We start from the raw sequence: 18,711 nt of genomic DNA, 5'->3' as shown, positions 1-18,711 counted from the left end.
GTGATGCACCTCATGGCCGAAAAGCGAGAAAAGTAAACTGCCCCGGAAACTCCAAGTCCCCGTAATCCGTAGTCTCGCGATCCGTGCTCCCATCTTGCGTGTGTATTCTTTTTCTTTAGTCGATTGGTCCCAGCAGACTGCTTCTCTCCAGAGCATGTCCGGTATCTTCTGTTGTAGTAAAGATGTTGCCAATCACAAAACCCTTCCAACCATGGCCAAGTAATGAATAAATCTTCAAACTAAATTCAACCATTTCCAGCGGATTGCTCTGAAAGTTAAATAGATATTTTCGATCTTCGATGCCAATTTTCAATCCATTGTTGATGAAGCATCGAATCTCCATCGCCCTCACATCGTTGAAAAGGACATCAATGCGAGTTGGAATTTCATTAGTCTTGGCGCTTCTTAGAAGAAGGAGTCCATGACTTGCGTCGTAACTAACTACGAAGAAGTCGCGGTCGGATTGGAAAATCGTATTCATGGAGGCGTTCCTTTGAATGGGTTCTGGATGAGCGAATCGTTATGGTAAAAATTTACAGAGGGTATTCGCCCTGCTTCGTAGAGTTGTTTAAGTTCCCATCCGGTGTTTACACCATATTTCATCTCATTCCGAATCATATCCTCCGATGTATCTCCAAAAAAACCTGACATAGTCACATGAAAGGTAACCAGTGGATTATCTCGATATTCCTTGAATGCATCTTTCCATTCATTTTGACCAAAATCAAGAAGATGATCCGCACCAAGCCTGTCTGCAAATGAATACAGTGCTGTTCGATGTCCCAACGCTATGTCAGCAGGATCGGTGGCCAACGAGGATTTGTCCATTCTAGAATCTCGTGCAGCCATAAGATCCTTGCGCAGCTCCTTAAGTTCATCTGGAGTGACATAGCTACCTGGAGCTCGGAGCGACTCATGGCGGTAGTTCGGGTTAATAGTGCGAATTCGCGCTATTAGATCAGCGGCCAGTTCATTACGTACAGGGCCAGTCGGATCTGACTCCAATGGCTCAGACGCCTTTTCTTCTTCAAAGCCACCTGCAACCTTCCGAGAGTTTTGACCCGCTGCTCGCTCAAGGTTTTTTGAGTCGATGTCTTTATCTGCTCCACCATTATTTGGGTCGTCTGATTGTCCGCTTGTATCTCCTACCACTTTTCCTGGATCGTCAGTAGTATGCCCGCTCGGATCCGCCACATTGACCGGATCGTTGGCGGCATACCCATATCGGTCGGTGCCGACGGTGCCTTGCGTCGGGTCCCACCAGTCCGGGCTTACGAAGCGTGCGATCCTCGGGTCGTAGTACCGCGCATTGAGGTAGAGCAGGCCGGTCTCGTCCTGGCGCTCGCCGATGAAGGCCTTGTCCTCGCGCGTCGCGGTCGAGGCCAGGTCGCTGCGCTGCAGGCCGAACGGGGTGTAGCTCGAGGCGGTCGCCGGCGTGCCGCTGCCGTCGGCGACGATGCGCAGCGAGCCCAGGTGGTCCTTGAGCAGGGTGTAGGTCTGCGCCGCCTGCCCCGGCACCGCCTCGCGCTTGGTCTCGGGGGTGGGGTAGGTGATCCAGGTCGGCGTCGTCGGCACGCAGGGGTTGGTCGAGGCCGAGTAGGTCACCCGCTCGTCGCCGAAGGCATAGAGCGTGGTCTCGTCCGGCTGCTGGCTCAGCGACAGGCTGCAGCCGCGCGGGTTGGCCTTGACCGTCTTCTTCAGCCGTGTGCCGTCCGGGCCGTAGACGAAGCTCGAGGTCAGCGTCAGCACGCCGGCGGAGGAATAGGAGCGCACCTCAACCGGGCGGTTCTCGCCGTCCCAGGCGTGGTCGCGATTGATCACGCCGCTCAGCAGGCTCTGCAGCATGTTGCCGTTGGCGTCGTAGCTGAAGCTGTAATTGCCGGCCGTGGTCACCGCATGCGGCTGCACCGCCGAGGGGCCCGGCGCCGGATAGGCATAGGCTCCCACCCATCGCTTCGACGTCAGGTTGCCGGCGATGTCGTAGGCATAAGTCTCGCTGTAGGCGCTGTTGCCGGCATTGGTCGCCGCCTTCAGCTCGTCGAGGTCGTCATAGGTGTAGGTCCAGCTCTCGGTCGAGGCGGCGTCGAGCTGGTCGGTGATCGCCCCGATCCGCCCGGTCAGCGCCCGGGTGTAGCTCAGCGACAAGAGCGCCGTGCCGCCCGCCGCCGGCTGGTGCACCAGCGACGTCAGCCAGCCGCGCGCCGGGTCGTAGGTCGCGGTCGAGGCCAGGCCGTCCGCGTAGGCCGTGACCAGCGGCTGGCCCGAGGCATCGTAGGTGATGCCGTTCACCAGCCCCGGCACCGCGAGCAGGCGCCCGGCCGGGTCGTAGGTCATCGGCGCCGCGGCGGTGCCCACGCTCGTGCCGTCGGGCAGGCCCCGCCAGAGCACCCGCGAGCCGGTGTCATAGGCGGTGGTCGTGATGTAGGTTTGGCCGTCGACGGCAAGCGTCTTCTTCACCTCCCGTCCGAGCGCGTCGTGATCCGCGGTGAGCGTTGCCGCCGCGTTGGTGCTGGTGGTCATCGCGCCGACATTGAAGAAGCCGGTGCGCGCCTCGTCATAGGTGGTGGTGGTGACATCGCGCCCCGGGTCGCCCGCCGGCAGCTCGGCGTGGACGGTCTTGGTCAGGGCGCGGTTCAGCCGGTCATAGGTGAAGGCGATCTGCTGCGCCTTGGCGTCGGTCTGCAGCACGAGGTTGCCGACCGCGTCATAGGCGTAGGTCCAGGTGCCGAGATCCGGGTCCTGCACCTGCGTCCTGCGGCCCATCAGGTCGAAGCTGTTGGTCCACTGGTTGCCGGCCGGGTCGGTCAGCTGGATGAGGTGGCCCACGGCGTCATAGGCCATGGAGCGGTCGACCTCGGTCGAGCCGAGGAAGCGCGCCTGGCGCACGCTGCGACCATAGGCGTCGTCGTGGACGATGCTCTGGCGGCCGAGCTCGTCGGCGGTGGTCGTCGTCAGGAAGCCGTGGAGCGAGGACAGGCTGGAATAACCGTAAGCCATCGTGCGCAGGCTCGGCGCCGAGGGCGTGCTGTCCGGGTTGGTGACGGTGACCGGCCGGTCGAGCGCGTCATAGGCGGTGCTGGTGTATTGCGCCGCATCGCCGGAATAGAACGGCCGGCTGGTGCGGGCCACCATGCCGCGCGCGGTGTAATCCGTCAGCGTGGTGATGACGTGGCTGGCGTCCGGCCCCTGGTCGAGCACCTTCCAGGTCCGCCCGAAGCCGTCGAGGCTGGTCTTGGCATAGATCTCCGCCGTGCCGGTCGGCCCGGGCTTGCGGATGTCGACATATTGCGTCGCCGGGCTGCCGAGGTTGATGTAGGCGACCTTCTCGAAGGCGCCGAGCGGCTGGTCCCTGCGGGTGAGCCGGCACAGCGCATCATAGGTGAAGCTCGTCACCTGACCGTTCATGTCGGTGACGGTGAGCGGCTTCTGGCACTGGTCGTCGTTGACGCTGTCGACCTTCTGTCTGATATCGCCGGCCAGATATTGGGCGTTGCGCACCTCCACGGGCAGGAGGTGGTTGACCGTGTCGTAGTCCGTCTCGGTGCGGTGGCCGTCCTCGTCGATCGTGGCGGTCCTGTTGCCGTAGGCGTCGAATTCGGACCGGGCGATGGCCCAGGTCGAGGCGGTGATCGCCCGCCGCGTCTGGGTCGGGTCGCCCTTCACCGGTGGCGTGGTGTAGCTCGCCCCGTTGTCGTAGACGACCAGCGTGTCCGCCGTCAGCGCGCCCGAGCTGGAGGTGCCGGCATAGACCCGGGTGCGGATCGGCGCCGAAACGATGTAGGCGTCCGTGTTCGGCGCGAAGTTGATCAGGGTGAAGCGTTCGTCGCCGGTGACGTCGGCGTCGCCGTTCTCGGTGAGCCGCGTCAGGTTGCCATAGGCGTCGAAGAGGCGGGCGCTCGTCGTGCGCTTGGTCACCGTGCCGAACAGGTCCTGCTGCTCCGACACGGTGTTGAGGGCGGTGTAGGGCAGCGTCAGGTCCGTGCCCGAGGCCAGCGGCCAGGTCGCCTGCAGGCCGGCGGTGGTCTCGACGCTCCAGGTCTCCAGCCTGCGCCGAAGCACCGGAGCGCCGGCGACATTGGTGGTCTCGTCCAGCCCTTGCAGCTTGCCGGCCGCGGCGAAATCCTGGCGGAAGGTGTAGCTTCGGCGCGGGCAGACCGTCTCGCCGGCATTGCAGGCCAGATCCGCCGTCGCCGTCCGGAAACCGAGGAACCGCCGTTCCGAGGGATCGAACAGGCCGCCGGCATAAGCATAGGTCGTGGTCGCCGGCGGCGTGCGCCCGTCGTCGAGCGTCAGGGCCGCCACCTCCTGAAGGATCCCCGGCATCACGCCGTGCACCGCGCCGGAGGAGGGTTGGTAGGCGATGCCGGTCTTGCCACCCAACGGCCCTGTCACAGTCGTCAGCAGATCGGGAAAGGCCGCGGCGGACGATAGATAGGTGCCGTCCGATTCGGCTCGAAGCCGCTGACCGACCGTGGCGTGGGTGTCATAGAAATCCGCCGGCGCGATGTCGTCCCGGCCATCCCCGTCCACGTCTGCAAGCGTGAAGACCGGGCCGAGGCTGGCGACGGGGACGAAGCTCGTGCCGGTCGAACGCAGCACCGTGGCCGATGTGGTCGTGGTGTTGAGGACGATGTCGGCGCGCCCGTCGCCGTCGATGTCGCCGATCAGGATGGGGGGCAGGCATTGCGTGTTCGGATCCGACGAGGCCGTGGCGATCGGCGACGCAATATTCGAGGCCCAGATCTGGTGGACGAAGCCCTGGCCGGTCGAGAGCAGCACGCCGACGTTGATCGTGCCGGGCGAAGCGCCGTGCTCGAGAATGACGAGATCCATGCGGCCGTCACCGTTGACGTCCGCGACATGGACGCTGCCGAGAACCTTTCCGATACCGGTCCCATCGGCGCCTTGAACGAGCACGCCGCCGACGTTGCAATAGCTGGTCTGGAACTGACCCGGGAAATAGGCGACCTGCTTGGGCGAGAAGCCGGTCCCGTTCGAAAGCGTGTAGAGGACCTCGATGCCGCCGTTGCCGCTGGTCACCTCGACAATATCGGTCCGGCCGTCTCCGTTGATGTCGAGGAACAATGGAATGGCGAACAGGGACGATGGCCATAGCGGGATATCCGGTCCGGGCGGCTGAGCCGGAGGCGGGGAGCCCTGAAGCCATTGCCAGATCGTCTGGAAGTCAGTGGGGGCGCCGGTAGGGGACGCTCCCGATGTCATCAGCCGCCTGAGCCGTGCCGTACCGTCCGGTTGCGGGAACAGAGCCTGCATCTGACCTGAAGCATCATAGTCGAGCATCCCGAAGAACGATACGGGGCTTTGCAACTGTGTCGGGCTGGGATTGTCATAGGCGATGAACACTCCTCCGGTGTCAGGTCCTGACGCAGACCGCAGCAAGACGCTGATGCCGTTCTGGTAAGTCGTCTTCGCTGGCGCCCCACAGCTATCACCGGGATCGACTTCGTATGCGCTGGAGAGGATGTCGGGAATGCCATCGCCGTTGACGTCCAGCACGCCTTCGACGTTCACATAATGCGTGACGCGGTGGCCGCCGCACGACCCGTCAAACTGTTCGTAGACGCAGGGAAAGCTGGCGATCGGCTTGGGCGGGGGCGCTGTCGACTGGCTGTTGGTCTGAATGGTGATGGTGCAATAGCGAGCCGGGCGTGACGTGGGCGGGCACGGCACCTGTGTCGTGCAGGCAGGGTAGGCTCCCGGCCAAAAGAGCACGTAGGCGTCCGGCTTCTGGTCTCCCTTCGAGTCGGTGACGGCGAGGACGGATGACTGCGGATTGTTCGGATAGGCCGCATTGTATCGCAGGGACAACGTGAGCGGCAGAGTCTGCGGGCCTGTCAGCGTCAGCGCCGCCCCCTGATAGGCAAGCCGGGTCGGCGGCAGGCTGGTGCCGCCCGTGACATGGCCGTTGGTGAGGCTCGCATCCCTGCCGTAGGGCGTCACCGTCGTCAGCCGGGAGAAGCCCGTGGCCGGGCTCTGCTCGTAGGCGAGGTCGTAGGCCCGAACCCGATTGCCGCCGAGACCGATATCGACCGAGGTCAGGCGCTGATCGAGCGTCGAGATCGACTTGACCGTCGCATCGATCGAGCCGTCGGCATTGGGCGCCTTCAGGCCGCCGTTCACCATGCCCAGCTGGGCCACGGCCGGCACGGTCTCGCGGTTGAAGGTGATGGTGGCGAGGGGCGTGGTGCCGCCGCTGCCGACATATTGGATCGTCGACGGCCAGCACACGGGCAAGGCGGCGCAGGCATAGGCGTAGTCGATGTGATTGCCGTGGACGTCCGTCACGCTCTGGAGGAGCCAGCGCGCCTGCGTCGCCAGCTTGGGCAGGTCGGCATCCGCCGAGCCCCAGGTGGAGACGGGCGCGTAGGTCGAGACCGTGCCATCCCGCCCGGTGACGGTCCAGGTGATCGCCCCGCTCGTGCCGTCGACGGCCTGCCTGATCCGCACGAAGCTTTCGACCCGGGTCGCATAATAGGTGATTCCATCTCCCGCCGCGCCCGTGGTGCAGGCGGGGCTGGTCATGCCAGCGGTGCAGGCGACCAGCTCGTCCCCGTCCAGGGCGAAGACGTCCGTCGCATCGACGTCGGTCGAGCCGAGATGCGGCGTGCCGCCGCCATGGGTGATGCGGATGATGTCGGAGAGCCCCTCAAGCCGCATGCCGATGCCGGCGAAGCCCGCCCACCAGCCGCCGGCGCGGACGCCGCCGTTGGAATCGTAGACCAGGGCGAGCTTCGGCTCGATGCCGTGGAAGGAGGGCGCCTCCAGGGACACGCGCTGGGTGAAGGAGCCGTTCGAGGGCGGCGGCTGGATCTTGCCGACGACGCCGGTCTTCGCTCCGAAGGCGGCAAGCGGGTCGTCCTGATCGGTTGCGGCGGCGAGCGTGGCGGCCGGAGCTGCGGCGGCCTCGGCCTTCACAGCGCCGTCGACGGCCGGCGCGTCCTTGCCGTCGGCCGTCGCCAGGGGAGGCGACGTCTGCGCCGACGGGCTCGGTTCGGCCGTCCGTGCCGGCTCGTCTTTTGGAATCGTCTCGGACGCGTGCGACGGCGTCGGACTCGACGCCGGCGGTTCGCGGGTGGGATCCGCCACCGGCACGCGAGGGCCGCCCGCAACCGGCACGGCCGGAGCTGCGACAGGAGTCAGCGCTGCGGCCATTGCGATCGGGCGTGCATCCTGTCGCGCGCCGTCACCCGCAGCGGACCAGGCCGGCGCTGCAAGCACCATCGTGCTCATCGCGGCCAGCAAGCAGGCCACACCGGCCCGACGCCGGCCCTTGCCGTTCGTCCCTGTCATGGTGCTTCCCCGAGCCCCGTGCCCACCAGCCCCGGCGAAGTGGTCTGACGCTACGTCAGAGAGGGTTGCATGGCAAGGGGCGCGACCAGTGGTTGCGCAAGCCGCGTCACGACGCTGTAACGCCATCGGCGAGCCCGCGCCCGTCGCTGGCGCGGCATCGGCCGCGGCGATATCGCTCCGGCGCCGCGCAGCGCCGGCAAAACTGGCATCGGGCATGGACAGGCTCCCAAATGTTCCCGTTATGTTCACTATCCGGCGATGCCGGATCAGCGTCAACGGGAGGGGCGGCCATGCCGGCCGGCTCAGCGCCGGGCCGCCTCCGGCGGGGAGGGCGCATGCGCGGCCGCTGCTCCCGCCAGGGCCGTGACCGCCGCATCGACGCTGGGGAAGAGATGCCCCGGCCCGAGCACGTCCTCGAGGCCGAAGCGGGCGAGGGCCTCCCGGGCGCGGATCGATTCCAGCCGCGCCATGGCGAAGACGGCGCCGCCGGAGCGGCAGCCAAGGATCACCTCGCGCAGGGCCTGCGCCGCGGTGAAGTCGATCTCGATGATGCTGCTCGCCTCCAGCACGATGAGCCCGGGCGGCTCGGCGAGGCCGTCGACCAGGGCCCGGACGCCGCGCCGGAACACGTCGGCGTTGAGGAAGGAGAGGGGGGCCTGGAAGCCCACCACCAGCACGCCGGGCACCGGCTCGGTCTGCAGGCCCGGCGCCGGCGGCCACCACACCGGGGTCCCGACGATCCTCTCGAAGCGCAGGGGCTGGGCCCGCGTCATGCTCCAGATGCCGTGCAGCAGGGAGAGGCCGATCCCGACGGCCACCCCGACCTCGATCGGCAGCGTGACGATCGCGATCATGGTGACGAGGATCAGGGCGAATTCGGCCCGGGTTTCACGCCAGACCCTGGCGAAGGTCTGGAGGCGGAAGATCCGCTGCGCCACGAACAGGAGCACGCCCGCGAGCGCCGCGTGCGGCACATGGGCCAGCAGCCCGCCCGCCGCCATCGCCAGCACCAGCACGATGGCGGCCGCCACCAGGCTGCCGAGCTGGGAGCGGCCGCCGGTCTCCGCGACGATGGCGGTGCGCGGCGGGCTGGCATTCACCGGGAAGGCCCCGAGCAGCCCGGACAGGATGTTGCCGGCCCCGGCGCCGATGAAGTCCCGGTCGACGTCCGGCATCGCCCCGGGCGGCGGGAAGGAGCGCGTCGTCGCGGCCGTCTGCATCATCACCACCATCGCGACGATCATCGCGAGAGGCACGAGCGAGCGCAGCTCGATCAGCTCGATCGCCGGCAGGCTGGGCCGGGGCAATCCGCTCGGGAGCGGCCCGAGCACCGTGACGCCGCGGCTCTCCAGGCCGAAGGCCATCACCGCCAGCGTCGCCAGGGCGAGGGCGATGAGGGCGCCCGGGATCCGCGGGCTGATCCGCTCGCAGACCAGCACGGTGGCGAGGACGCCGAGGCCGATCGCCGTGCTGAACGGATTGAGGCCGGGCAGGCCCTGCAGCAGCGTGATCAGCCGCTGGATCATCGTGCCGCCGTCGGGCGGCGGCAGGTCGAGCAGGCTCGGCAATTGCGAGATGGCGATATGGATGGCGATGCCGGCCAGGAAGCCGGTCGTCACCGGAACCGACAGGAGGTCGGCGATCCACCCGAAGCGCAGGAGGCCGCAGGCGCAGACCAGCACGCCCACCATCATCGCCAGGGCCGCGGCGGCGGCCAGGGATTGCGGCGAGCCGGCCGCCGCCAGCAGCGCCAGGCCGGCGGCGAAGATCGGCGCGACGGTGGAATCGGCGCCCACGGAGAGGAAGCGGCTGGCGCCGAACACCGCGAAGGCCAGCGATCCCGCGATGAAGGCATGGAAGCCGATCTGCGGCGCGAAGCCGGCCAGGCGCGCCGTCGCCATCTGCTCGGGAACGGCGATGGCCGCGAGCGTGACGCCGGCGAGGACGTCCCGGCCGAGATCGGCGATCGTCCAGCCGGACAGCGAGCGCAGGAGCGGCCAGGACCGGCGCGCCGGCTCGTCCCTGCCGGAGGCGGCGCTCATCGACACGGCCTCCTCGTCGGGGCATCGCCGCAACCATGCCGATGTGCCGTCGCGCCGGCCCGCTCGATCAGCTCCGCCATGGCATCACGTCCGTGGAGGGCGGCGGCCCCGTCGCGGGCCGCCGGAGGGATGCGGCGACGGGCGCCGGCGGTCAGCCGCCGACCGCGTCGGCGACGCATTTCTTGGTGAAGGAGGTCTTGGCCGCCCCCGCCAGCTTCTTGGCCGTCGCCTGCGCGTCGCAGGCGGTCTGCGCGTCGCCGGTGCATTTCTTGGTGAAGCTGGCCAGGGCGGCGCCCGCCAGCTTCTTGTCGGTCGCCTGGGCCTTGCAGGTCGCATCGGCCAGGGCGCCCGAGGCCATGAACGGCAGCAGGACGGCGGCAGCGAAGATACGCATGCTCGGAACCATTGTCTCAACCCTCCGGTCGGATCGACGCAACGCCTCGGGACTATGAACCGACGGTTGCAGGACGCAAGGGGGAGCTTTGGGGGGCTCCGGGCCGGAAGGCCCGGGCCGTCGGCTCACGGGGTCTGTGTGGCCGGCGCCGGCGTGGCCGGAACGGGCGTGGCCGGAGCGGGCGTCGTCGGGGCGGGCGTGGTCGGCGGGGGCGTGGCGGGCGCCGCCGTCGGCTGGGCCTGGAGCTGCTGCTCCTTCAGCCTCTTCTTCTTCTGGACGGCGAGGTGGTGCCCGACCACGCAGCCCCCGAGCGCGCCGAGCACGGCGTGGTGACCGGCATAGTGCCCGGCGACGCCGCCGGCCACGGCTCCGGAGAGGCACCCGACGGCCTGTGCCTGCGGCACGGGCGCCACGAGGGCGGCGAGAATTCCGGTAACGATCAAAAGGCGCATCGCATCCTCCGGCGCAGCGCCCCCACCCGTCGGGTTAGGTTGACGTGCATTCTGGCGGAATTGCGGCCCGGCTCCTGCGCAGGCGTACGCAGCCCCCGCGCCTGTGCCGCTTACAGCGAGAGATAGGCGCTTCCCGCCGCGTCGGTCTCCAGCTCCCGCATCGTGCCGGAAAAGCGCGTCCGTCCGCTCTCCAGGATGACGGCGCGGTCGGCGATCAGCCGGGCGAAGTGCAGGTTCTGCTCCGAGACGAGCAGGCTGACGCCCTGACGCTTCATGGCGAGGATGGCGGCGGCCATCTCCTCGACGATCCGGGGGGCGAGGCCCTCCGACGGCTCGTCCAGCAGCACCATGAGGGGATTGCCCATCAGGGTGCGGGCGATGGTCAGCATCTGCTGCTCGCCGCCGCTCATCCGGCCGCCGGGGCGCCCGCGCATCGCCGCCAGGTTGGGAAAGAGCGCGTAGAGCCGTTCCGGCGTCCAGGGCTCCAGCCCCGGCCGCGGCGGCTGCCGGCCGACGGCGAGGTTCTCCTCGACCGTGAGATCGGCGAAGACGCGCCGGTCCTCCGGGACATAGCCCAGGCCCAGCCGCGCCACGGCATGGGTCGGCAGGCCCGCGATGTCGCGGCCCGCGAAGCGGATCGTGCCGCCGCGGCGCGGGCCGAGCCCGATCAGGGCCTTGAAGGTGGTCGACTTGCCCGCGCCGTTGCGCCCGAGCAGGGCGGTGACCGCGCCGCGCGGCACGTCCAGCGCCACGCCGAACAGGATCTGCGCCGGCCCGTACCAGGCGTCGAGATCGCGGACCTCCAGCATCGCCGTCGGCTCGCCCGCGTTCATGCCCCGGCCTCGTAGGTCAGCCCCTTGCCGAGATAGACGGCCTGCACCTCGGGATCGCTGCGCACCGCGGCGGGCGAGCCCTCGGCGATCAGCCGCCCGCGGTCGAGCACCATCACCCGGTCGGCATTCTCGAACACCACGTCCATGTCGTGCTCGGTGAACAGCACGCCGATGGTGCCGGACCGCGCGGTCTGCGCCACCAGGCGCATCAGCGCCACCCGCTCGCGCGGCGCCATGCCGGCGGCCGGCTCGTCCATCAGCAGGAGCCGGGGGCGGCTCGCGAGCGCCAGGGCGAGCTCCAGCCGCTTGACGTCGCCATAGGCGAGAATGCCGGCGGGCCGGCCGGCGAGAGGGCCGAGGCCGACCCGCTCCAGCAGCGCCTCGGCCTCGGCGCGGAAGGCGTGCGCCCGGCCGAAGACCGAACCGAGGCGGCCGGCATGGGAGAGCAGGGCGGTCTCGACGTTCTCGCTCACGGTCATCGACTGGAAGGTGGCGGCGATCTGGAAGGTGCGGCCGACCCCGATCTGCCAGATGCGGCGCGGCGGCAGCCCGGCCGTGTCGATGCCGGCGATGCGCACCGTGCCGCCGTCGGGCGCAAGCTGGCCGTTGAGCATGTTGAAGCAGGTGGTCTTGCCGGCGCCGTTCGGGCCGACCATGGCCAGGAGCTCGCCGGCCGCGAGGTCGAAGCCGACATCGGCGACCGCCGTCACCCCGCCATAGCGCTTGGTGAGGCCGCGGACTTGCAGGAGCGGGGCGGCGCTCATGGCTCGGCCGCTCCGCCGGGCGGCGCCAGGGCCGGCCGCAGCCCGGCGGTCCGCCGCCGCGGCCAGGGCAGGCGGTCGGCGAGCACGGCGGCGGTGCCGACCACGCCGCGCGGGAAGACGAGCACCAGCGCCACGATGCCGGCGCCGAGCACCAGCTTGGAATGGTCGGTGGTCGAGATCAGCCAGATCTCGGCGGTCTTGTAGAGCACGGCGCCGACCGCCGCGCCCGACACGGTGCCGACGCCGCCGATCAGCACCATCACCAGCGCGTCGACCGAGAGCGGCACGGCGAAGCTGTCGGGAAAGATGCTGCCCTTGAGGAAGGCGAACAGGGCGCCGGCGAGCCCGGCCAGCGTGCCCGCCATGGCGAAGGCGGCATATTGCATGCGCCGGCGGTCGATGCCGATGGCCTCCGCCCGGCCGGCCGAGTCGCGCGCCGCGCGCAGGGCGTAGCCGAACGGCGAGAACACGACCTGCCGCACGAAGGCGAGGGTGAGCAGCGCCGCCGCCAGGGTCAGCCAGTAATAGGCGGCGGGGCCGGTGGCCCAGGGCGCCGGCCAGATGCCGAGCAGGCCGTTGTCGCCGCCCGTCACGTCGACCCACTGGAAGGCGACCGCCCAGGCGATCTGGGCGAGGGCGAGCGTCAGCATGGCGAAATGCACGCCGGTGAGGCGGATGCAGAACCAGCCGACGGCGAGGGCGCCGGCGAGCGCCAGCAGCGGGCCGGCGAGCAGGGCGAGCGCCATCGGCGCCTGGACATGCTGGACCGCCAGGGCCGCGCCATAGGCGCCGAGGCCGAAGAAGGCGGCGTGGCCGAAGGAATCCAGGCCCCCCGCCGACATCAGGAGCTGCAGGCTGGCGGCGAAGACGACGGCGATCATCACCTCGGCCGCGACCGTCAGCCCATAGGCGCCGGCGACGAGCGGCAGCGCCGCGGCGGCGGCGATCCCCGCGGCGACGGCGAGGCGCTCCCGCGCCGTGAAGGGGCGCCAGGGCCGGGCGGTCGCCGCCGCCGCGGCCCGGTCCGGCGCGAAGGGGCGGCCGAGGAGGCCGTAGGGGCGCACCACCAGCACGACAGCCATGGCCAGGAACACCATGACCATCGAGATGCCGGGGAAGACGAGGATGCCGAAGGCATTGAGCTCGGCCACCAGGACCGCGGCGAGGAAGGCGCCGGCGAGGCTTCCCAGCCCGCCGATGATGACGACCGCGAACACCTCGACGATGATCGACAGGTCCATCTGGTGGGTGACGGCGTCGCGCGGGATCTGCAGGGCGCCGCCGAGCGCGGCGAGGAAGATGCCGAGGGCGAAGATGCCGGTGAACAGCCGGCTCTGGTTGACGCCGAGCGCGGCGACCATGTCGCGATCCTCGGTCGCGGCGCGCAGCAGGATGCCGAAGCGGGTGCGGTGCAGCAGGGCCGAGATCAGGCCGAGCACCGCCGGCCCGAGCAGCATCAGGAACAGGTCGTAGCTGGGGAAGGCGTGGCCGAGCAGCGTGACCGAGCCGCCGAGGCCCGGCGCGCGCGGCCCGATCAGGTCGTCGGGGCCGAAGACCAGGACCACGAGGTCTTCCACCATCAGCGTCACGCCGAAGGTGGCGAGCAGCTGGAACAGGCTCGGCGCCCGGTAGATGCGCCGGAGCAGCAGCACTTCCACGGCGACGCCGATGGCGGCGACGATCGCCGCGGCGAGCGGCAGCGCGAGCCAGAAGCCCGGCCCCGGCCCCAGCCGCTCGGCCAGCCCGGGCGCCAGCGTGACCGCTGCATAGGCGCCGAGCATGTAGAAGGCGCCGTGGGCGAAGTTGACGATGCGGGTGACGCCGAAGATCAGCGACAGGCCCGAGGCGACCAGGAACAGCGACGACGCGTTGGCGAGGCCGGTCACCCCCTGGGCGACGACGAGGTCCAGCATGGGCCGCAGACTCCTGTGCGCGGCGGGCGGCCGGCCGGGCTCAGCCCTGCGGGCGCAGCGTCTTCACCTCGCTGTCGGGCGGCAGCACCTGGGCGCCCGGCACGTAGCGGAAGTCGACCATCACGCCCTTGCCGTCGACCACCGCGGTCTTGCCGACGAAGGCGCCCATGGTGGACTGGTGGTCGATGGCGCGGAAGGACACCGGGCCGAAGGGCGTGTCGAAGCCGATGCCTTCCGCCGCCTTGATCAGGTCCTCGGTCTTCGTCGACTTCGCCTTGGCGAGGACGGCGGCGATCGCCTTCATCTCGGCATAGCCGACCACCGAGCCGAGCCTGGGATAGTCGGCGTACCTGGCCTGGTAGGCCTTGACGAAGGCGAGGTTGGCCGGGGACTGGTCCTTGTCCCAGGGATAGCCGGTGACGATCCAGCCGACCGGCGCGTCCGCCTTGAGGGGATCGAGATATTCCGGCTCGCCGGTGAGGAAGCTCACCACCGAGCGGCCCTCGAACAGGCCGCGGGCCGTGCCCTCGCGCACCAGCTTGATGAGGTCGGCGCCGAACTCGACGTTGAGGATGGCCTCGGGCTGGGTCGCCTTGATCGCCTCGGCCACCGCGCCGGCGTCGATCTTGCCCTGCGGCGGCCATTGCTCGCCGACGAAGCTGACGTCGGGGCGCTTCTTCTGCAGCAGCTGCTTGAACACGGCGACGGCGGACTGGCCATATTCGTAGTTGGGCGCGATCGTCGCCCAGCGCTTGGCCGGGAGCTTGGCCGCTTCCTCCGCCAGCATCGCCGCCTGCATGTAGTTGGAGGGGCGCAGGCGGAAGGTGTAGGCATTGCCCTTGGACCAGGTGATGGCGTCGGTCAGCGGCTCGCCGGCGATGTAAAGGATGCCCTTCTGCTTGGCATAGTCGGAGAGGGCGAGGCCGACATTGGAGAAGAAGCCGCCGGTCAGCAGCACCGCGCCGTCCTGGGCGACGAGCTCGTTGGCGGCGGTGATGGCATTGCCCGGCTTGCCCGCATCGTCCCTGGAGACCACCACCAGCGTGTCGCCGTTGACGCCGCCGGCGGCATTGATCTCCTCCACCGCCATCTGCCAGCCCTTGCGATAGGGCTCGGCGAAGGCGGGCAGGGCGGAATAGCTGTTGATGTCGCCGATCTTGATGTCGGCCGCCCCTGCGGGAAGGGCGAGGCCGAGGAGGGCGGCAGCGGCGGCCGTCCCGGCGAGCAGCATCTTGATCATCGTCCCCTCCATCGAGCCGTCCCGGCGCGTCGGCCGATCCTCTACCAGCCGGCGCCGGAGGCAAAGCCCCGTGCCGCCGGAAAATTTATTGGTATACGAACGATTATGGACCGGCGGCCGCGGCGCGCAAGCCGATTTGACAGGCGGCGGCGGGCCGGGATTGCGCAAATTGCGGGCAGGGATGCGGCGAGGCTCGCCCCATCCTCGACCCTCAAGGGCGGGGATCGACCCGTCGGTCCATGCGGGCGCGACGCTGCCGACATCGTCCGATGTCAACCATTATTCCTAATGAGAAATAATATTTCTCATTAGTGAAATACCGGATCTATGCCCGCGATTCCTGCCGGAATCCTGGGCATTTGCACGATATCCGTGCAGATCCTTGCTTGACTTCGCGCCATCGGCCGTCGCAGACTTTCCGCGTATCAAAACTAGTTGCCTGTGAGGCAACTCTCCACGCTCGCTAATGAGCGGGAGTTCACTGAGAGGAAACACGCCATGCAACCGGGATCCCAGGATCCGCGGATCGAGGGCATGTATCGAGGCGACCGCGCCTGGGCGATCGGCGCCGTGGTCGTGCTCTGGCTCACGGTCCTGTTCGTCTTCGTCCAGATCCTGCCCGACACCGGCACGAGCGCCGTCGTCGCCGCGCTCGCGGTCGCCGGCGGGCTGGTGCTGCTGTTCAACACCGCCTCGATCACCGCGCTGGTACGCCACTACCGCGAGGACAAGAGCCACATCTACGGCCTCGACCTGCACTATCTCGACGAAATGAAGAACCGCAAGTGAGGACAGCGATGGCCAAGCCGACCTATCGTCCGCCGCAGCAGTCCGCCACGGGGCAGATCGTCGATTCCCTCTTCCTCCTCGCCCTGGTGGTGGCGAGCCTGTTCGCGCCCGTCGCCCTGGGCCTGGCCGGCGGCGGCAAGCTCGACCTTTCCTTCGCCGAGAAGAGCTGGGCCGCCATGCAGCAGAGCCCGCTCATGCAGGCCGCCTGGGAGAAGCTCGGCTTCACCCCCGAGACCGCCGCGCCGCTGATCGCCTCGCGCTTCGACTACACCTTCTCGATCGGCGCCTTCCTCCTGACCGCCCTGGTGGTGATCGTCTACTTCGTGTTCGTCGTCCGCTTCTCGGACAAGGAATACCGGGACGTCATCGCCGAACGCTTCGACGACAGGTGAGGGGGCCGCGATGAACGCTTTCCAGGCTCTGGAATATCTCGCGTGGGCGCTGTCGGCCGTGTTCGGCCTGTGGATGCTCTACGACCTCGTCAAGACCAACACCGCCTATTCCGAGGACGTGCTGATGTCGTCCCGTGAAGGCGAGATCGAGGACCAGCTCGTGATCGATCCGACGCACAGGGGGGCGCAATGACCGCAGCCTCGGAGTCCGCCGCGAACGCGCCGGCGACCGTCATCCACGGCGAGAAGATCTCGCTCCTGCGCGTGCTCGGCCCGGCCCATGTCTGGGCGCTGGGGGTCGGCATCGTGCTGGTCGGCGAGTTCATGGGCTGGAACTTCGCCGTCGGCAAGGGCGGCGCCCTGGCGGCGCTGATCGCCTGCTGGACGGCGGGCCTGCTCTACACCTGCGTCGCCATGATCGATTCGGAGGTGACGTCCACCGTGGCCGCCGCCGGCGGCCAATATGCCCAGGCCAAGCACATCGTCGGCCCGCTGATGGCCTTCAATGTCGGCCTGTTCCTGGTCATGGCCTACACCATGCTGGAGGCCGGCAACGCCATCACCGCCGGCTACCTCATCCAGACCGTCGGCGGCATGGCCGGCTTCGACGCGGTGCAGGACAAGCCGTTCATCGTGCTGACCATCCTGTTCCTGGCCTGGCTGAACTATCGCGGCGTCTACGCCACGCTCACCTTCAACCTGGTCATCACCGCCATCGCCTTCGTCTCCATCGTCGTGCTGTTCCTCGGCGTGCGGCCCTGGTCGACGGCGGTGCTGAAGCCGAACGAGTTCCTGGTCGGCCTGCCCTATGGCTGGCTCGGCGTGGTCGCCTCGCTGCATTTCGGCCTGTGGTTCTATCTCGGCATCGAGGGCACCACCCAGGCGGCCGAGGAGGTGCGCTCGCCGGCCCGCGCCCTGCCGCTCGGCACCATGCTCGGCATGATCACGCTGCTGATCGCCGCCACCATGACCTGGTATATCTGCGTCGGGCTGATGCCGTGGGAATATCTCGGCCAGGCGATCACGCCGCTGTTCGACGCGGCGCGCATGACCGACTCCACTTTCCTGATGGTGTTCCTGTTCGTCGGCACCATCTTCTCGACGCTCGCCTCGGCCAATGGCTGCATCAACGACGCCTCGCGCGCCTGGTTCTCCATGGGCCGTGACCGCTACATGCCGATCTGGTTCGGCGCCGTGCACCCGAAATATCGCACGCCGTTCCGCTCGATCGTCTTCCTGGTGCCGATCGCCCTGATCTTCGCCCTCGGCGCCCCGCTCGACCAGGTGATCACCTTCTCGATCCTGTCCGGCCTGCTCGGCTATACCTTCATGCCGATCAACATGATCCTGTTCCGGCGCAAATGGCCGCTGGACACGATCAAGCGCGGCTATGTCCACCCCTTCCATCCCCTGCCGGCGATCGTGCTGTTCATCCTGTGCGCCGTGACCTATTTCGCGGTGTTCCTGGGCTATGGCACGCAGCTGGTGGCGATGATGGTGTTCTACATCGTCGCCTCGGCCTGGTTCGCCTTCCACCGCTACAAGTTCGTGCGGCGCGGCGACCAGTTCACCATGCCCTGGCCGCGGCCGCGGGGGTATTGACCGTGGGGCCGGCCCTCGCCCTCGTCCTGGCGCTGCTCGGCGGCGGCGCCCTGGCCTGGCTCGCCCGGCGCGAGCACCGCGCCGTGGCGGCGGCCCGCGCCGCCCTGCTCGACGACTGCCGCGCCGTGCTCGACACGGCGCGCCTCACCCTGGCGCCGGACGGCTTTCCCCGGCTCGACGGCACCATCGGCAGCCGGGCGGTGCGCCTGGAGCTGATCCCCGACAGCCTGACCCTGCGCCGCCTGCCGCAGCTCTGGCTCGCCGTGACGATCTCGACCCGGCGTGTGCCGCGGCCCGCCTTCGCGCTGCTGACGCGCGCGACCGGCGCCGAGTTCTTCGCCGCCACCCATCGGCTGGCGCTGCGCCTCGACCCGCCCGCCGGCCTGCCGGCGGAGATCCTGGCGCGCGGCGCCGCGCGGCGGGCGCAGGCCCTGCTCGATCGCGCCGGCGCGCCGCTTCGGGCGCTGTTCGCCGATCCCCGCATCAAGGAGGTGGCGGCGCTGCCCGGCGCGCTGCGCGTCGTCCGCCAGGCGGCCGAGGGCCGGCGCGGCGACTATCTCCTGCTGCGCCAATGCGTCTTCGGCGACACGCCCGTCGCCGCCGCCACCCTGCTGGCGCTGCACGACGCCCTGGTCGGGCTCGAGGATGCTCTGGCTGCCGAGCCCGCGCCGACCGACAAGGACGAGGTGCGCCCATGATGACCCGGCCGATCCACCCCTATGCCGTGCTCGCCCTCGCCATCCTTCTTCCCGGCATGGGGCACGTCGCCGTCGGCCAGCCCCAGCGCGGGCTCGGCATCGCCTTCTTCTCCCTGCTGCTCGCCCTGATCAGCTTCCACCTGACCACGCCCGACCAGTCCTTCATCGGCCGCAGCGCCTTCGGCCTGTTCGTCTGGGCCCTGTCGATCCCCGACGCCTATCGCCTCGCCCGCCTGCGCTACGCCCTCTGGCAGCGCCGGCGCGAGACGGCGGTGCCGTAG

General features: G+C 68.7%; 15 protein-coding genes. 6 read left to right on the top strand and 9 right to left on the bottom strand.

Features of this window, described 5'->3' with window-relative positions:
• Positions 1-115: 115 nt before the first annotated feature.
• From QO011_RS32540 to QO011_RS32500, 9 genes are all read right to left on the bottom strand, one after another.
• On the bottom strand, positions 116-481 hold the full coding sequence (locus QO011_RS32540; RefSeq protein WP_307281848.1) for a hypothetical protein: 366 nt from the start codon (positions 479-481) through the stop codon (positions 116-118).
• Positions 478-7,311, bottom strand: coding sequence for an RHS repeat-associated core domain-containing protein (locus tag QO011_RS32535; RefSeq protein ID WP_307281847.1), 6,834 nt, complete (start codon positions 7,309-7,311; stop codon positions 478-480). Before QO011_RS32535 ends, QO011_RS32540 begins: the two co-directional genes overlap by 4 nt.
• A 302-nt stretch (positions 7,312-7,613) precedes the next feature.
• Positions 7,614-9,353, bottom strand: coding sequence for a SulP family inorganic anion transporter (locus QO011_RS32530; protein ID WP_307281845.1), 1,740 nt, complete (start codon positions 9,351-9,353; stop codon positions 7,614-7,616).
• Positions 9,354-9,504: 151 nt separating this feature from the next.
• Positions 9,505-9,747, bottom strand: a complete 243-nt coding sequence (locus QO011_RS32525) for a hypothetical protein (protein ID WP_307281844.1) — start codon at positions 9,745-9,747, stop codon at positions 9,505-9,507.
• Positions 9,748-9,872: 125 nt separating this feature from the next.
• Entirely contained in the window at positions 9,873-10,199 is a 327-nt protein-coding gene (locus QO011_RS32520; RefSeq protein WP_307281841.1) for a hypothetical protein, read from the bottom strand.
• Positions 10,200-10,309: 110 nt separating this feature from the next.
• Positions 10,310-11,008 carry an ABC transporter ATP-binding protein gene (locus tag QO011_RS32515; RefSeq protein WP_307281932.1) on the bottom strand — a complete coding sequence of 233 codons (699 nt, stop codon included), beginning with the start codon at positions 11,006-11,008 and terminating at the stop codon, positions 10,310-10,312.
• Between the two features lie 20 nt (positions 11,009-11,028).
• Positions 11,029-11,796, bottom strand: coding sequence for an ABC transporter ATP-binding protein (locus tag QO011_RS32510; protein ID WP_307281839.1), 768 nt, complete (start codon positions 11,794-11,796; stop codon positions 11,029-11,031).
• Positions 11,793-13,706 (bottom strand): ABC transporter permease, encoded by a 1,914-nt coding sequence (locus QO011_RS32505; RefSeq protein WP_370882042.1) that lies wholly within the window; start codon positions 13,704-13,706, stop codon positions 11,793-11,795. The genes QO011_RS32510 and QO011_RS32505 overlap by 4 nt, the downstream gene beginning before the upstream one ends.
• A gap of 43 nt (positions 13,707-13,749) precedes the next feature.
• Positions 13,750-14,940 (bottom strand): ABC transporter substrate-binding protein, encoded by a 1,191-nt coding sequence (locus QO011_RS32500; protein WP_307281930.1) that lies wholly within the window; start codon positions 14,938-14,940, stop codon positions 13,750-13,752.
• Between the two features lie 507 nt (positions 14,941-15,447).
• Here QO011_RS32500 and QO011_RS32495 point away from each other — a divergent pair.
• From QO011_RS32495 to QO011_RS32470, 6 genes are read left to right on the top strand one after another with little or no spacing between them, the layout of a single operon-like run.
• A complete protein-coding gene (locus QO011_RS32495; RefSeq protein WP_307281834.1) occupies positions 15,448-15,738 on the top strand; it encodes a hypothetical protein in 291 nt (96 codons plus the stop codon).
• Between the two features lie 8 nt (positions 15,739-15,746).
• On the top strand, positions 15,747-16,130 hold the full coding sequence (locus QO011_RS32490) for a hypothetical protein (protein ID WP_307281832.1): 384 nt from the start codon (positions 15,747-15,749) through the stop codon (positions 16,128-16,130).
• Positions 16,131-16,140: 10 nt separating this feature from the next.
• Complete coding sequence (locus QO011_RS32485) at positions 16,141-16,323, top strand: hypothetical protein (protein WP_307281830.1); 183 nt, start codon at positions 16,141-16,143, stop codon at positions 16,321-16,323.
• Complete coding sequence (locus QO011_RS32480; RefSeq protein ID WP_307281827.1) at positions 16,320-17,732, top strand: APC family permease; 1,413 nt, start codon at positions 16,320-16,322, stop codon at positions 17,730-17,732. Before QO011_RS32485 ends, QO011_RS32480 begins: the two co-directional genes overlap by 4 nt.
• Before the next feature lie 2 nt (positions 17,733-17,734).
• Complete coding sequence (locus QO011_RS32475; protein ID WP_307281826.1) at positions 17,735-18,430, top strand: hypothetical protein; 696 nt, start codon at positions 17,735-17,737, stop codon at positions 18,428-18,430.
• Entirely contained in the window at positions 18,430-18,711 is a 282-nt protein-coding gene (locus QO011_RS32470; protein ID WP_307281927.1) for a hypothetical protein, read from the top strand. Before QO011_RS32475 ends, QO011_RS32470 begins: the two co-directional genes overlap by 1 nt.

Source organism: Labrys wisconsinensis (assembly GCF_030814995.1).
GTDB lineage: Bacteria > Pseudomonadota > Alphaproteobacteria > Rhizobiales > Labraceae > Labrys > Labrys wisconsinensis.
This window is presented reverse-complemented; position numbering and strand designations above follow the sequence as displayed.

Bases quoted from the DNA above. Each gene is read 5' to 3' on its own strand.
- QO011_RS32540 (WP_307281848.1), bottom strand. From the start codon at position 481: ATGAATACGATTTTCCAATCCGACCGCGACTTCTTCGTAGTTAGTTAC.
- QO011_RS32535 (WP_307281847.1), bottom strand. From the start codon at position 7,311: ATGACAGGGACGAACGGCAAGGGCCGGCGTCGGGCCGGTGTGGCCTGC.
- QO011_RS32530 (WP_307281845.1), bottom strand. From the start codon at position 9,353: ATGAGCGCCGCCTCCGGCAGGGACGAGCCGGCGCGCCGGTCCTGGCCG.
- QO011_RS32525 (WP_307281844.1), bottom strand. From the start codon at position 9,747: ATGCGTATCTTCGCTGCCGCCGTCCTGCTGCCGTTCATGGCCTCGGGC.
- QO011_RS32520 (WP_307281841.1), bottom strand. From the start codon at position 10,199: ATGCGCCTTTTGATCGTTACCGGAATTCTCGCCGCCCTCGTGGCGCCC.
- QO011_RS32515 (WP_307281932.1), bottom strand. From the start codon at position 11,008: ATGCTGGAGGTCCGCGATCTCGACGCCTGGTACGGGCCGGCGCAGATC.
- QO011_RS32510 (WP_307281839.1), bottom strand. From the start codon at position 11,796: ATGAGCGCCGCCCCGCTCCTGCAAGTCCGCGGCCTCACCAAGCGCTAT.
- QO011_RS32500 (WP_307281930.1), bottom strand. From the start codon at position 14,940: ATGCTGCTCGCCGGGACGGCCGCCGCTGCCGCCCTCCTCGGCCTCGCC.
- QO011_RS32495 (WP_307281834.1), top strand. From the start codon at position 15,448: ATGCAACCGGGATCCCAGGATCCGCGGATCGAGGGCATGTATCGAGGC.
- QO011_RS32490 (WP_307281832.1), top strand. From the start codon at position 15,747: ATGGCCAAGCCGACCTATCGTCCGCCGCAGCAGTCCGCCACGGGGCAG.
- QO011_RS32485 (WP_307281830.1), top strand. From the start codon at position 16,141: ATGAACGCTTTCCAGGCTCTGGAATATCTCGCGTGGGCGCTGTCGGCC.
- QO011_RS32480 (WP_307281827.1), top strand. From the start codon at position 16,320: ATGACCGCAGCCTCGGAGTCCGCCGCGAACGCGCCGGCGACCGTCATC.
- QO011_RS32470 (WP_307281927.1), top strand. From the start codon at position 18,430: ATGACCCGGCCGATCCACCCCTATGCCGTGCTCGCCCTCGCCATCCTT.